Source organism: Metapseudomonas boanensis (assembly GCF_042232855.1).
In the GTDB taxonomy this organism is placed as follows: domain Bacteria; phylum Pseudomonadota; class Gammaproteobacteria; order Pseudomonadales; family Pseudomonadaceae; genus Metapseudomonas; species Metapseudomonas boanensis.
On record NZ_CP113889.1, the window covers coordinates 4,509,080 to 4,521,555 of the forward strand.

General features: G+C 61.0%; 11 protein-coding genes and 3 pseudogenes. 9 read left to right on the forward strand and 5 right to left on the reverse strand.

What is annotated here, in order from left to right; all coding sequences use genetic code 11:
* The 4 genes from OXH74_RS21055 to OXH74_RS21070 are packed head-to-tail and all read right to left on the reverse strand — an operon-like array spanning nt 1 to nt 4,007.
* A complete protein-coding gene (locus tag OXH74_RS21055; protein WP_375738693.1) occupies nt 1-849 on the reverse strand; it encodes a hypothetical protein in 849 nt (282 codons plus the stop codon).
* The gene (locus OXH74_RS21060) at nt 846-1,580 is read right to left on the reverse strand and encodes a hypothetical protein (protein ID WP_375738694.1); all 735 of its coding nucleotides are present in this window, start codon (nt 1,578-1,580) and stop codon (nt 846-848) included. The genes OXH74_RS21055 and OXH74_RS21060 overlap by 4 nt, the downstream gene beginning before the upstream one ends.
* A gap of 6 nt (nt 1,581-1,586) precedes the next feature.
* Nucleotides 1,587-2,108 (reverse strand): phage tail protein, encoded by a 522-nt coding sequence (locus OXH74_RS21065; protein ID WP_215378957.1) that lies wholly within the window; start codon nt 2,106-2,108, stop codon nt 1,587-1,589.
* 12 nt (nt 2,109-2,120) lie between these two features.
* Nucleotides 2,121-4,007 (reverse strand): phage tail sheath family protein, encoded by a 1,887-nt coding sequence (locus OXH74_RS21070; protein WP_375738695.1) that lies wholly within the window; start codon nt 4,005-4,007, stop codon nt 2,121-2,123.
* A gap of 803 nt (nt 4,008-4,810) precedes the next feature.
* On the opposite strand from OXH74_RS21070, the gene rfaH reads away from it, so the two are divergent.
* The 3 genes from rfaH (at nt 4,811) to OXH74_RS21085 (ending at nt 7,915) form a co-directional block, all read left to right on the forward strand.
* A complete protein-coding gene (gene rfaH / locus OXH74_RS21075; protein WP_375738696.1) occupies nt 4,811-5,302 on the forward strand; it encodes a transcription/translation regulatory transformer protein RfaH in 492 nt (163 codons plus the stop codon).
* Between the two features lie 78 nt (nt 5,303-5,380).
* Nucleotides 5,381-6,313, forward strand: coding sequence for a peptidoglycan-binding protein (locus tag OXH74_RS21080; RefSeq protein WP_375738697.1), 933 nt, complete (start codon nt 5,381-5,383; stop codon nt 6,311-6,313).
* Nucleotides 6,314-6,343: 30 nt separating this feature from the next.
* Nucleotides 6,344-7,915, forward strand: a complete 1,572-nt coding sequence (locus OXH74_RS21085) for an esterase/lipase family protein (RefSeq protein ID WP_375738698.1) — start codon at nt 6,344-6,346, stop codon at nt 7,913-7,915.
* A 942-nt stretch (nt 7,916-8,857) separates the two neighbouring features.
* On the opposite strand, the gene OXH74_RS21090 is transcribed toward OXH74_RS21085, so the two are convergent.
* Nucleotides 8,858-9,001 (reverse strand): hypothetical protein, encoded by a 144-nt coding sequence (locus tag OXH74_RS21090; RefSeq protein ID WP_375738699.1) that lies wholly within the window; start codon nt 8,999-9,001, stop codon nt 8,858-8,860.
* A gap of 286 nt (nt 9,002-9,287) precedes the next feature.
* Here OXH74_RS21090 and OXH74_RS21095 point away from each other — a divergent pair.
* From OXH74_RS21095 to OXH74_RS21120, 6 genes and pseudogenes are all read left to right on the forward strand, one after another.
* A pseudogene (locus OXH74_RS21095) lies at nt 9,288-9,383 on the forward strand (arsenate reductase ArsC); the annotation flags it as partial.
* A 7-nt stretch (nt 9,384-9,390) separates the two neighbouring features.
* Entirely contained in the window at nt 9,391-9,747 is a 357-nt protein-coding gene (locus OXH74_RS21100) for a metalloregulator ArsR/SmtB family transcription factor (RefSeq protein ID WP_375738700.1), read from the forward strand.
* Nucleotides 9,748-9,791: 44 nt separating this feature from the next.
* A pseudogene (locus OXH74_RS21105) lies at nt 9,792-9,977 on the forward strand (low molecular weight phosphatase family protein); the annotation flags it as partial.
* Nucleotides 9,978-10,028: 51 nt separating this feature from the next.
* Nucleotides 10,029-11,102 carry an ACR3 family arsenite efflux transporter gene (gene arsB / locus OXH74_RS21110; protein WP_375738701.1) on the forward strand — a complete coding sequence of 358 codons (1,074 nt, stop codon included), beginning with the start codon at nt 10,029-10,031 and terminating at the stop codon, nt 11,100-11,102.
* Nucleotides 11,095-11,364, forward strand: a pseudogene (locus tag OXH74_RS21115) (NADPH-dependent FMN reductase); the annotation flags it as partial. The gene arsB and the pseudogene OXH74_RS21115, both read left to right, overlap by 8 nt.
* A gap of 90 nt (nt 11,365-11,454) precedes the next feature.
* The gene (locus tag OXH74_RS21120; protein ID WP_375738702.1) at nt 11,455-12,459 is read left to right on the forward strand and encodes an ArsJ-associated glyceraldehyde-3-phosphate dehydrogenase; all 1,005 of its coding nucleotides are present in this window, start codon (nt 11,455-11,457) and stop codon (nt 12,457-12,459) included.
* The last annotated feature ends 17 nt before the right edge of the window (nt 12,460-12,476 follow it).

Consider the following 12,476-nt stretch of genomic DNA (forward strand, 5'->3'; position numbering starts at 1 on the left):
TCAGAACCGCCGCAGGGCGCGCCGCGACAGGGCGCTGCGAGGCGTGATGGTTGGCCCGGCAGCGCGCTGCGCAGCACTGGGCGGCACTCGGGCTACGGTCTGAGGCGTCGGGGCCTCTACGCGTAGATGGATCGCGCCAATGGAGACCTCGAACTGCTCATCACGCGTCGAAGGCGACGCTGTGACTGGTGCCGCCAGCGGTGTTGCCGGGGTACCGGGACGGCGCGCCGTGTCTTCCCCAGGAGCCAGCGGGTGCGCTAGCGGCTGAGCCTGTGCGGGCTGCGCGGATTGTGGCCCGGCTTCTGTCTTGGCAACGGGTGTCGATATCACCGCGTGGGGTCTGGCGGGTTCGGTTGGCGCTACAAACCGGCCGCGCGGTGCGCTGGCCCAGGGTTCGGGAGACGCCTGCTGGGGATCAGCCGCGACCCACTGCATGGCTGCGCGCACCAGTGCGTGAGCCTGTGGCGGCGGAACTGGCGCAGCCGGGGCGGCGGAGGGTATGGGCGGCTCCGACTGTTGCGTGCGGAGATGCGCCCCGGCTGCGTGCCCGTCGGGAGTTAATGGCCCGTTGGCCAATGCGCTCACCTGGCTGATCGCGGCCATCGGCCGAGCAGGTGGTGGATCGAACTCACGCTGTGATGCAGGCGCTTCGTTGGCTATTACTGCGGTTTGCGGCAGCGTTGCGGGTTGCGACGATGATGCAGGCAGCGGTTGGATGACCGGCACGCTGTGCTGGATGTCGATCTCGACCAGGCTTGGGCGGCTGACGGGTGGTGCCAGGCGGGTCGGCATGCTGCTGCCTACCGTCAGGCCGCTGGAGCGTATCAGGGAGTCGAAGTAGTCGCTCATGATGGGTTCTCGATCAGTGCGAGGTACTGCGCCCGGCGTGCCGGGGGAATCGCCAGCACGTCGGATTCGGTCCAGCCGTAATGCGAGGCCAGGCAGTGGACCTCGATCAGCAACGCGCGCTGGCGTGCACGGAGCCGGGTCAATGCCGTTGCGTCGAGGTCAATCGGTACTTCATTCGCGGCGCCGCAGGCGGGGCACTGGCAGGACACCGTGAACGCCACCAGTGGGTCTGCCTCCGCGACCAACTCGGCCAGTCGCACCTCGTCATCCGGCTGAACCTGGCCGTCCTGAAGCAGAGCATCGAGCATCATGCGCACGGCTTCGGCTCGTGAGGCCGGCATTGCCGCGTGCCACTGGCGCAGGTCTCCGCCGGTGGGGCGCCGCAGCGTCACCGAGCGCTGCCCGTCCAGTTCCACCTGGATCGGCCCCGTCTCGCCCGCGCTTGCGGCCAGTGGTTGCAGAGGCAGTTCGAACTCGAACGTCTCACCGCAACTACAGGGGGCCGTGAAGGGCAGGGCATCGACCCGCTCGGTGATGGCGACCAGTCGCAGCAAGGCTGCAGTGCGCAGGCTCACGGGCAGCGACCACCAGTAGGTAGGGTCAGGGTGCCCGCCACATTGCGCGAGCAGCCGGGTCACGAGGCCCGGTCGGTCTTCGTCGCCGAAGTCGAGGTCGAGGTCGGTGATCTGGCCGAATGGGCGCAGCATAGCGGGCGATGGCGACAGGTCCATGGTGCGCTATCCCCCCGCGAGCGAGGGTTCCGTGGGTTCGGACACTTCTGGATCTCGCTCCCAGCCCTCGTTTTCCAGCTTGAGCGTCTGGATGGCGATGGCGTTGGCGTTGGCGTCGAGGTCGGGCATCGCCTGGAACTCGGAGACCCAGCAGCGGTAGATCTTGTAGGCCAGCACGACCTGGCCGGCTTCGTTGTAGACCTCGAGGATCACGTCCTTGCGAAAGTCCTTGAGGCTCACTTCGGCGCCGAGGCCGGTGCCCACGTGCCAGACCTTGTTGGCCCAGGCCTCGAATTCGAGGTCATGGGTGACACCGCGTTCCAGGGTGATGGCTTCGTACTTGGTTCGGCCGGGCGACTTGCGCGTGGTGGAGGGGTCGCCGCCTTCGCGGTGCTCGACCACCTCGGTGGTGCGCTTGAGCGCCCCGACCTTGCTGACGCCAGCAACGTAGCGGCCGTCCCACTTAATACGGAATTTGAAGTTCTTGTAGGGATCGAACCGATGGGTATTAACGGCGAACTGGGCCATGATCCGACTCCCTTATTGCAGGTCACCAGCGATCTGCTGGATGGTGATGACAACGAATTCCGCCGGTTTCAGCGGCGCGAATCCAACCTGGATGTTGACGATGCCGAGGTTGCGGTCGGCCTGTGTCGTGGTTTCCTTGTCGCACTTGACGAAGAAGGCCTCCTGCGGGCTCATGCCTTGGAACGCGCCCTGCCGGAACAGGCCATTCATGAAGGCGCCGACATTGAGGCGGATCTGCGCCCAGAGCGGTTCGTCGTTGGGTTCGAACACGACCCACTGCGTGCCGCGGTAAAGGCTCTCTTCGATGAACAGGGCCAGGCGGCGGATCGGGATGTACTTGTACTCGTCGGCCTGCGCGTCGGCCCCTTTCATCGTGCGCGCGCCCCAGGCGACGCGGCCATAGGCCGGGAAACTGCGCAGCACGTTCACGCCCAGCGGGTTGATCTGGCCGTTTTCGAGGTCGTTGACCGGCAGGGCCAGGTCCAGCACGCCGTTGAGTGTGGCGTCGGTGCCGGCAGGCGCCTTCCAGACGCCGCGTGTCGCGTCGGTGCGCGCATAGATGCCGGCCAGGGTGCCCGAGGGGGCCATGGCGCGTGGCCGCAGCCCGTCCAGAGGATCGACGATGCGCACAGGTGGGAAGTACGTCGCGGCATTGCGCGATTGCGAGGCGCCGTTGGCCCAGCCGCCGATGGTGGCCAAAGCAAGGCCAGCCGGGGCATCGACGATGTAAAAGGCCCGGCGCAACTCACACAGCGCAGTTGCAGGCGGAATCACCCCAGCCACCTGGCCAGTGGTCATGTCGAAGGTTTCCGGGATCGACAGGATGTTGAACAGGTCCACATCCAGCAAGGCGTAGATGCCGGTCTTGGCCAGTTCGTTGCCGACCAGATTGGTCGCGCCGCCTCGTGTGCCATCGGCGCCGGGCGATGAGGGCACTACATTGCTTACAACGTCCGGGCGGTGCTCGGCTGCACCGGTGAATTCGCGCCCGCCGTTGGCGAGCCCCATGTGGATGGTCGCGCTCAGGCCACCAAAGGAGCCGCCCGCAATCACTACGCTCGATGATTCACCGGCGGTCAGCGATTCAAGGGTCAGGTGCCCGTTGCCGGCACCACCGTCAGCACCCGTTTCGGACGCTTGCAACTGCGCGCCAAGGCCCGCTGCCGTGATCGCATCCGTGGCGGCGGTGACCAGCTCGCCGATGTTGTTCCAGGGGGCGTCGGCGAGGGTCAGGAGGAAGGGGGTCGTGCCGTCCAGCGTGCCGCCGATGGTGTTGTTGGTCGGTGCGAGCGGGAACGCGATGGCAGTACTGACAGCAAGTCCGGCTTCGGCGAATACCAGGCCGGCGTGGCGCGTCACGCGCACCAGCGCAGAGGCGTTGTTGATCACGGCTTCAGCGTATTGTGGCGAGTTCGGATCGAGGGTCAGGTTGCGGTGCGTCTCGACCGGAACGAGCGTGGTGCCGTCGGGCTGCAATTGCGAGACGACCAGGTTGAAATCCGCATCGGGATTGCGCACGCCCGTATGCTGAACGCTGAGGCGCAGGCCGTTGCCCCAGGTGCCGGGGCTTGCCGCTGTCACGTCGAGCACGTCGTCTGGCGTTCCATCTTCCAGCACCCAGGAGGCGGTCGCGTGGTTGATCGCCACGCGCACGATCAAGGCTTGTGTGCCGCCGTTCATGAAGAACTGGCGTACGGCGTAGGACAGCGGACTGTCGCGATCCAGCCCCCCGTAACTGCGTTCGAAATCGGCGAAGCTGGTGATGGCCACGGCTTTGTCGGGCACACCCTTGCGCGTATAGCCGACGAACGCTGCGATCGAGGTCGCAACACCGGTGATGGTGCGTACCCCGCTGGCCTTTTCGACAATGTAGACACCGGGATAGCTGACTTGGGCCATGGCGCCGACTCCTGTGCTGTGCAGAGGACCCACCCAGGGACTGTCCGGCAGGGACTTTCCTGGTGGATTGTGTGTAGAGATCAGTTCACTTGATCGATGGCAGGCATATGAGTGCGTACAGTTGTTTCTTTGTTCAGCGGCAACACTGTTGGCCAGGCAAGTAGTCGACACTTTAATGTCGCTTACACCTGAAGTTATCGAGTGAATTTGTTTTCAGGGTTTCTGAAGTTCTTTTTTTGACGTAGTTCAATCCATTCTGGTTAGAAGTAAGCGGCCAGCTAGAAATTAACGCACTCAATAAAAGTGGTGAGGGCTGTTTATGGCTGATCTTTTTGAATAATGGCACTTGGCGAGCATTGCCAAGGCAAGCTCATGACGATCTTCTGCATCCGCGCTGCGGTCAGAAAAGCATCATTCTCTCAAGGAGTTAGCGAAAAGCTGAAGTAGGGCAAGGCTACCGCCAGCCGCGATTCGTGGTGGCGGCCAGGTTTTCCGAGCTGAAACATGTCCACACCAAACTGACACAATTCCGTCTGCTGTAGTTGATGGCAAAGTGCCCTCATGTATGGGCATCTGGGAAAGTGAATTTCAGGATAGTTCGGCTATGAAGACCAACAATTCTTCCGTCAGGTGAAGTAGGGGGTTTCCGACAAGCGGACATTTCGGGAAGTACATTGAGCCGAACTTGCTGCCTGTTTGACCGTTAGTCGGCCGGCTGGTGCTGCACGCCTGCAGTGTGATCAGAGAAGAACTAACGTCAGGTCAAAGTTGGCTCTCGCTAGGGACGGCATATGAACTCGAAAATGAAAATACCGGAATTCGCATGGTACCTCGTGCAGTGCAAGACACGGCAGGATGAGCGGGCGCGCGAGCATCTCCAGCGCCAGGGCTTTGGCTGCTTTTGCCCGACCATGGACGTAGAAACGATCAAGCGGGGCAAGCTCAGGCGGCTCTGTCAACCGATGTTCCCCGGTTACCTTTTTATCCACCTGCATGCCCAAGACAACTGGACGGCACTGCGCTCCACCCGAGGTGTGAGCAGGATCGTCAGTTTTGCCGGGCAACCTTGCCGTGTTTCCGATGAGATCATCCGACACCTCATGCAGCGTTGCGCCACGACGGCTGAAACCGCGGTGCTCAGTCCCGGAGACAAGGTCCACGTCAAGGTAGGCCCCTATGCCGAGATGGATGCGATCTTCCTCTCCATCGACGGCGAGGAGCGGGTGATGTTGCTGCTGAACATTCTCAATCGGGAACAGCAGGTGCGAGTGCCGTTATCCCACCTGGTGGCTTGAGCAGCTGCGTCCAGTTGCCCGGAAGGCGCGGTGCAGTGAACCGTGCACCGAGCCCATCAGCAATGTGGGAGAACGATCATGCTTACGCTTACGCAAAAGAAGACCGCCCAGGCGATCGTCAACATCTTCGAAACCGGCAGCGTGCTGGGTGACTACGGCAACGTCACTCTGATCAGAGGCGATACAGGCCACCTGACCTTCGGCCGATCACAGACCACGCTCGGCTCCGGCAACCTGCATGAGTTGCTCCAGCGCTACTGCCAGAATCCTGGTGCTCGATTCGCCACGCGATTGACCCCTTTTCTCGGTCGCTGCAAAGCGCGTGATATCGCGCTCGACCAGGACCGGCATCTTCACAACGTCCTCCGCGCCAGCGCCGATGATCCGGTGATGCGGGAAACCCAGGATGCCTTCTTCGACCAGGTGTATTGGCAGAAAGCCGAACGCGCAGCAGGCGAGCTGGGCATCACCACACCGCTGGGCATGGCGGTGGTCTACGACAGTACGGTACATGGCTCCTGGGAGCGCATTCGCGATCGCGTCCAGGCCAAATCCGGGAGCTTCGACACATTGGGTGAGCAGGCATGGATCAAGGCTTACATCGAGACCCGCGAATCCTGGCTGGCCAACCACGATAACGAGGCGTTGCATCCTACGGTTTACCGAATGGAGGCCTTCAGGCGCCTTATCGAACAGAACCACTGGGGGCTTGATCTGCCGCTGGTGGTGCGCGGTCTGGAGATTTCCACGGCAACCCTGAACGGGACGCCCCCGGGTTGCTACGATGGACCGCAACCGGGCAGCCGTGTGCTGACGTTGCAAACCCCGCTGGCGCGTGGGCTGGATGTGAGGCTGGTGCAATTGGGCTTGTCCTTTGCGGGTTCCGACATCAAGGCCGACGGTATTTACGGGCAAACCAGTGCAGCGCGGATCAAGGACTTCCAGCAGGCGCACGGCCTGCCGGCGACCGGTGTCGTGGACGCAGCGTTGATCGCACAGCTGGTGGCGTAGTACTGCCTGAACATGCAAGGAGCTTCCGTCATGGCCAACCCGCCCCTGCATCCTTACCACCCGATCATCTACGTGCGCGGTTTTGCCGCCACTACCAACGAGATCGAGGATGCTGTTTCCGATCCCTACATGGGCTTCAACCTCGGCTCGACGCGGGCGCGCCAAGCCTGGGGGGGTGATACCCATCGCTTCTTCTTCGAGTCGCCACTCGTGCGGTTGATGAGCGAGCACGGCTACAACGATCTGTTCGACAACGGCCAGGATCAGCTCGATACTCCCGGCGCGCTGCTGCCGTATCGCTGCGTGGTTGTCTTCCGCTATTACGACGAAGCTTCCGACGTGTTCGGCTCCGGCGATACGCCGCCCATGGAGCATTTCGCCAAGCGCCTCAGCGAGTTGATTCTCAAGCTCAAGGCAAGACTCCTGGAGAACCCGGCCAACCACCTGCTGCCCGCCGACTTTCGTGTGTACCTGGTCGCTCACTCCATGGGCGGGCTGATTTGCCGTGCCTTCCTGCAGAACCCTGCGCTCGGATCGAACGAAGCCCGCGCGGCTGTGGACAAAGTTTTCACCTATGCCACTCCGCACAACGGCATCGATATGCGCATCGTGCGCAACGTGCCAGGCTGGTTGACCTTCGGCGACATCGACAATTTCAACCGTGAGCGCATGGCTGCTTACCTGGCGTTGCCCAAGGGCGATGACGTGTCGATCGTCCAGGGCTTTGCGCCGCAGCGAATATTCAACCTGGTCGGCACCAACCCCAAGGACTACCGGGTCGCTGCGGGAGCCTCGGCCTGGGCGGCGGGGGAGGCCAGCGATGGCCTGGTTCGCATCAGCAATGCCACCACACATGGACCTGGTCCTGGCGGTACGAACGTCGCTTCACCGCGCGCCTTCGTGCACCGAAGCCACTCCGGCTACTACGGCATCGTCAACTCGGAGGAGGGCTACCAGAACCTCACCCGCTTCCTGTTCGGCCAGTTGCGCATGGATGGCGTGCTCGACATCGATGACATCAGCCTGCCCATCGAGGTGCAGAAGGCGATGGATGCTGGAAAAACCGTGAGGGCGTCCTACCAGTTCGAAGTGGCGGTGAGTATTCGTGCCTGCCAATGGCAGATCACCCGTCGCGAATTGCGAGAGAACTCGGCGATTTTTCGCACCTATGCTCAACTCTTCCCCGGTGCCGATGGCACGGTGCGGGCGCCCGATCGCAGCCAGAGCCCGCATCTGTTCTCGGTGTTTCTCGATCCGACGAAGAGCGTCAAGGCGTCCGGCTCGGTCAGCCTTGCCTTCGAGCTGAGGATCCTGGTACCGGACTATGAAGTGGATGGCCTGCTGTTCCTCGACAGGCATTACGAGGGTGGCTATATCCTGCAGCGGCAAATCATCGTCGAGGCTTCCCCAAATCCGGGGGCGATCGGTGGCTGGAGCCTGAAGTACGGCTTTCAGGAAACCAACCCCGGCAAGCCGGGTATTGTCGCAGACAGCAAGCCACTGGCCGATGGGCCTGGTGTGTGTTTCAGCATTCCCATAGAACAGAAGGTGCGCCCTGGTGTGAGAGGGGCCTTGCGCATAGAAGCGCGGCCCTGGAGTTGAGGAGGGTCAATTTGTGTTTCCCGTCGCCCTGGCTTCCGTATGTCTGCTACCAGCCGATTCTGTTGAAAAAGTCGGTGTTGACCAGAGTCACCTGTCCATAGCCAAAAAATCGGCTGATTTACGCGTTGCTGCGTGAAATCCAAGGCAGTTCTGCCCCGGAAATGACTCAGATTTCAGCGTAAGCAATGCACGCTTGTGGGCAGAAATCTCAAAGGAATTTTTTCAACAGAATCAGCCACGTTCTGCCACTGGCGGCGAGATGGCTTGTCGTGGCGAGGTGAGTAGATCCAGTTTTCAGCAGCTGGATCGAGTGTCCGCTACCTGCCGTGGCTGGCCGCCAGGCGCTGCGAATACTGCAGGTCATGACGGGTCGAAAGTTCCCCGGAGCCAGCACTCTAGAGAGGGCGAGGCCGGCCTAAAGTTGCCGTTCAGTGGTAATCAGCCGCCGCCCCAATGCGCTACTTGTACCCGGGTAACAGGCTTGTTAGGTTTTTTGTTGTAGTCGATTGAATGATGTGGGAGGCGTGCCATGAGTGTCACCACGTTAGGCCTGATCATCGTCGGTTGCGCTTTCATAGGTTGCATAGGGATGGCGCTATGGGCCAATCGACCAGCCGTCAAACAATGGTGTGAAAGGCATCACCTGCTTCGGACGCACTGAGTGTTCCTTAAAGCCCCTCTTCGGAGGGGCTGCCTTTCTCCAGCACAGGCAGTGCGACAGCGCTTCCGCGCCGCACTTGATTGCCTGAGCCGAATCGACGCATCACTTTGCATCTCGACGCGGCGGCCTGCCGGTACCTCCGCTTCTCCCAGTGCACCTTCAGGTATTCGATGAAAAGCTTGACCTTGTGCGTACTACGCCGGTGGGCGAGGTAGAGCACCTAGATTCACGGACCGAAAGCGCTGGGTTCACGTCAGTACTCGGGCATCAGTTCCACCAGTTCACTGCTCAGGGCTTGCACAGAGCACGACGTGGTTCTCCACCAGCGGTTGGGCGGACACGCTGGGCAGGTCGTTCGGGCCATCCCGCAGCGCCAGGTCATAGCTCTCATCAGGGCGACGCTGCGAGGCGATGCTTGCACGCATTCTGAGCTCTCCATTGCAAGGTCCCAGCCACAGTCTTCTGCACACGATCTGCGCGCTTGACATGAAAATGTCGCTCGAGATTTGAATATATGCTTACTCAAATGTCCTGATCGGTACGCCGCATGGAGGCACCAGTTAGGCCGGTCGAGGACTATCAACGCAGGTGTTGTCTCTTCGTTTTTGCTGGTTTGCTAAGTGAATCCCGCTCCGGGGTTTACCTGATATACGGAAAAACATATATTTGATTTGCCGTATATGAGCAAGGCAAGGGCGTGGGGTTCATAAGCCGATCACCAGTCGCAAGCCCTATGAATTCCGCCACGCCCTTCACGAGCTACATGAACGCATCAAGTTGTTCGTTCTGGTGAAAGTCAAACGTTGAGATCGATATGGCCGACCATCTGACTCCAACCACTGTTTTCAAATGCCTGGCTGACGAAACCCGCGTTCGCCTTATGCTGCTCATCACCCGCGAGGAGGAGCTGTGCGTCTGCGAACTCACCTGTGCATTGGATGAGAGCCAGCCGAAGATTTCCCGCCACCTGGCGCAATTGCGGACCTGCGGTCTGCTGGCCGATCGCCGCCAGGGCCAGTGGGTCTACTACCGTCTGCACCCCAATCTGCCTGGCTGGGTGCACAACGTGCTGACTACCGTTCTGGAAGCCAACAAGTATTGGCTCACCCCTGACTCGAAGCGCCTGGAAGGCATGGGCGACCGTCCTGAACGCGTTGCTGCCTGCTGTTGAGGTAGACCGCTCGGGTTTCCGCTCGATCGAAAATGGATAGTCCGATGAATGTCTTGTTTCTCTGCACCGCCAACAGCTGCCGCAGCATCCTTTATGAAACCATGTTCAACCACCTGGCTCCCCCTGAAATGAAGGCATATAGCGCCGGCAGCCAGCCGAAGGGGACCGTGCCCCCCTTGAGCATCCAGACCTTGCACAAGGCTGGCATCTCCACCGAGGGGCTGAGCAGCTCAAGGCTGAGCTGGCCCTGATCGGCACCCTCTGACAAAGGAGATATGAGGATGAGCAAAAGCCGTTTAGCCTTTCTGGACCGCTACCTGACGGTCTGGATTTTTCTCGCCATGGCACTTGGTGTGGGCCTCGGCAGTGTGTTCGAGGGCTTGCCGATCTGGCTGAACAGCCTGTCCGTGGGGTCGACCAATGTCCCTATCGCGATCGGCCTGATCGTGATGATGTACCCGCCACTGGCCAAGGTACGCTACGAAGAGTTGCCACAGGTGTTCAAGGACAAGCGCATCCTGGCCCTGTCTCTGGTGCAAAACTGGGTGATCGGCCCGGTGCTGATGTTCGTTCTGGCCGTCGTATTCCTGGCCGACAAGCCCGAGTACATGACCGGACTGATCCTCATCGGCCTGGCGCGCTGCATCGCCATGGTGCTGGTGTGGAATCAGATCGCCGGAGGCAACAACCAATACGTGGCCGGGCTGGTGGCCTTCAACAGCATCTTCCAGATCCTCTTCTTCAGCGTGTACGCCTGGATCTTCCTGGGCGTGCTGCCGCCGTTGTTCGGTCTGGACGGAAGTGTGATCCAGACCAGCTTCCTCGACATTGCCGAATCGGTGCTGATTTATTTGGGCATTCCATTCCTGGCCGGCTTCCTCACTCGCCGAATTTTCATCAGTCGCAAGGGCGAAGCCTGGTATAGCGAGCGATTTATCCCCTGGATCAGCCCCCTGACGCTGGTGGCGCTGCTGCTGACTATCGTCGCGATGTTCAGCCTCAAGGGTGACAAGGTGTTACAGCTGCCGCTGGACGTGCTGCGTATCGCCATCCCGCTGACGATCTACTTCGTGGTGATGTTCTTTCTCAGTTTCTGGATGGGCAAGCTGCTGGAGGCTGACTACCCACGCACAACCGCGCTGGCCTTTACCGCTGCAAGCAACAACTTCGAACTCGCCATTGCTGTGGCCATCGCCACCTTCGGCCTGGCGTCCCCGGTGGCTTTCGCCACTGTGATCGGCCCGCTGGTCGAAGTGCCGGTACTGATCTCACTGGTTGGTGTGGCCTGGTGGCTGAAACGTCGCTGGTTCGATCAAACGAAGGGCAAGCTCGCGCAGGAGTCGATCCATGACTGACGATTCAACTCCCAATCTCGACGCCGAGTTGGTTGATCTGCCAACGCCGGACAAGGTCGGCAGCCAGCTGTCGGCCACGCACAAGCCGCGCATCCTGCTGCTTTACGGATCGGCCCGCAAGCGCTCATTCAGTCGCTTGCTGACGGAGGAAGCCGCGCGGCTGCTTGAACGCTTCGGTGCTGAGACGCGCATCTTCGATCCTTCCGGGCTGCCGCTACCAGATGACGCGTCGGACTGCCATCCCAAGGTACAGGCCCTGCGTCCCAAAGCCATTCATCACCCGGTGCACGTCAACTGGATCAACCAGTTCGACGCTGCCCACTGACCCACGCATTCATTCGAGAGCACGAGTATGACAATCAAAGTCGGTATCAACGGTTTCGGTCGTATCGGTCGTCTGGCGCTGCGCGCCGCCTGGGACTGGCCAGAGTTCGAGTTCGTGCAGATCAATGACCCGGCGGGTGACGCAGCCACCCATGCCCACCTGATCAACTTCGACTCGGTGCATGGACGCTGGCACCACGAGGTCTCAAGTGAAGGCGATGACGTGCTGATCGATGGCAAACGCATCCGCGTCAATGCCAACAAGGCCATTGCTGACACCGACTGGTCGGATTGCGATCTGGTGATCGAGGCCAGCGGCAAGATGAAGACGGTCGCTATGCTCCAGGCTTACCTGGATCAGGGCGTGAAGCGCGTGGTGGTCAGCGCGCCGGTCAAGGAGGAGGGCGCACTGAACGTAGTCATGGGCGTCAACCAGCACCTGTTCAATGCCGTTGAGCACCGCATCGTTACTGCTGCGTCCTGCACCACCAATTGCCTGGCCCCGGTGGTCAAGGTGATCCACGAGAATCTGGGCATCCGCCACGGCTCGATTACCACCATCCATGACCTGACCAACACCCAGAGCATCCTTGACCAGCCGCACAAGGATCTGCGTCGAGCTCGTGCTTCAGGCATGAGCCTGATCCCCACGACGACCGGCTCGGCAACGGCCATTGCGGAGATCTTCCCCGAGTTGCGTGGCCGCCTGAACGGCCATGCTGTGCGCGTGCCGCTGGCGAACGCCTCGCTGACCGACTGCGTGTTCGAGGTGGAGCGCGCCACCACGGTGGAGGAAGTCAATGCGCTGCTCAAGACTGCCGCCGAGAACGAACTCAAAGGCATCCTCGGCTACGAGGAGCGGCCGCTGGTGTCCATCGACTACCGCACCGACCCGCGCTCGTCGATCATCGATGCCTTGTCGACCATGGTCGTCAACGGTACCCAGGTGAAGCTTTACGCCTGGTATGACAACGAGTGGGGTTACGCCAATCGCACCGTGGAACTGGCGAAGCTGGTTGGTCTGGCCGGCTGATAGGGGCAGGAAGCGAT

Coding starts and splice junctions, on each gene's coding strand:
- OXH74_RS21080 (WP_375738697.1), top strand. CDS start 5,381: ATGCTTACGCTTACGCAAAAGAAGACCGCCCAGGCGATCGTCAACATC.
- rfaH (WP_375738696.1), top strand. CDS start 4,811: ATGAAAATACCGGAATTCGCATGGTACCTCGTGCAGTGCAAGACACGG.
- OXH74_RS21065 (WP_215378957.1), bottom strand. CDS start 2,108: ATGGCCCAGTTCGCCGTTAATACCCATCGGTTCGATCCCTACAAGAAC.
- arsB (WP_375738701.1), top strand. CDS start 10,029: ATGAGCAAAAGCCGTTTAGCCTTTCTGGACCGCTACCTGACGGTCTGG.
- OXH74_RS21070 (WP_375738695.1), bottom strand. CDS start 4,007: ATGGCCCAAGTCAGCTATCCCGGTGTCTACATTGTCGAAAAGGCCAGC.
- OXH74_RS21090 (WP_375738699.1), bottom strand. CDS start 9,001: ATGCGTGCAAGCATCGCCTCGCAGCGTCGCCCTGATGAGAGCTATGAC.
- OXH74_RS21060 (WP_375738694.1), bottom strand. CDS start 1,580: ATGGACCTGTCGCCATCGCCCGCTATGCTGCGCCCATTCGGCCAGATC.
- OXH74_RS21100 (WP_375738700.1), top strand. CDS start 9,391: ATGGCCGACCATCTGACTCCAACCACTGTTTTCAAATGCCTGGCTGAC.
- OXH74_RS21055 (WP_375738693.1), bottom strand. CDS start 849: ATGAGCGACTACTTCGACTCCCTGATACGCTCCAGCGGCCTGACGGTA.
- OXH74_RS21085 (WP_375738698.1), top strand. CDS start 6,344: ATGGCCAACCCGCCCCTGCATCCTTACCACCCGATCATCTACGTGCGC.
- OXH74_RS21120 (WP_375738702.1), top strand. CDS start 11,455: ATGACAATCAAAGTCGGTATCAACGGTTTCGGTCGTATCGGTCGTCTG.